This window comes from Terrisporobacter mayombei, assembly GCF_020748465.1.
GTDB classification, from domain to species: Bacteria; Bacillota; Clostridia; order Peptostreptococcales; family Peptostreptococcaceae; genus Terrisporobacter; species Terrisporobacter mayombei.
Map to the genome: position 1 here is coordinate 1 of NZ_JAHZMP010000090.1, position 536 is coordinate 536.

The 536-nt window shown below is 49.4% G+C and carries 1 protein-coding gene; it reads left to right on the forward strand.

Translation table 11 applies throughout. From position 1 onward, the window contains the following. Positions 1-185: 185 nt before the first annotated feature. Positions 186-536, forward strand: a 351-nt coding sequence (locus K0039_RS24855; RefSeq protein ID WP_228106795.1) for an HAD-IIB family hydrolase, incomplete at its 3' end; no start/stop codon positions are given.

Below are 536 nucleotides of genomic sequence, written 5' to 3' on the forward strand. Positions count from 1 at the left end.
TGAATTCCGCACCGCCGCGGGCCATCCTGTCGAAGGAGGACGGCCGTTGGTAATTAAAGGTGCTTACCATGAGATCCTTTTTGAAAAGGACGCAATGCGCTCAGTCGCGCTCCACGCCATCGTTGATTTTTTCAACAGGCATAACTCACCCAGCGGAAACCGCTCTACAGAGGTTTAAATTTCTTATGTACCAGGTTGTTGCGTCTGATTTAGATGGCACGTTACTTTCTCCCGACCATACGTTATCCCCTTACGCCAAAGAAACTCTGAAGCTGCTCACCGCGCGCGGCATCAACTTTGTGTTTGCGACCGGTCGTCACCACGTTGATGTGGGGCAAATTCGCGATAATCTGGAGATTAAGTCTTACATGATTACCTCCAATGGTGCGCGCGTTCACGATCTGGATGGTAATCTGATTTTTGCTCATAACCTGGATCGCGACATTGCCAGCGATCTGTTTGGCGTAGTCAACGACAATCCGGACATCATTACTAACGTTTATCGCGACGACGAATGGTTTATGAATCGCCATCGC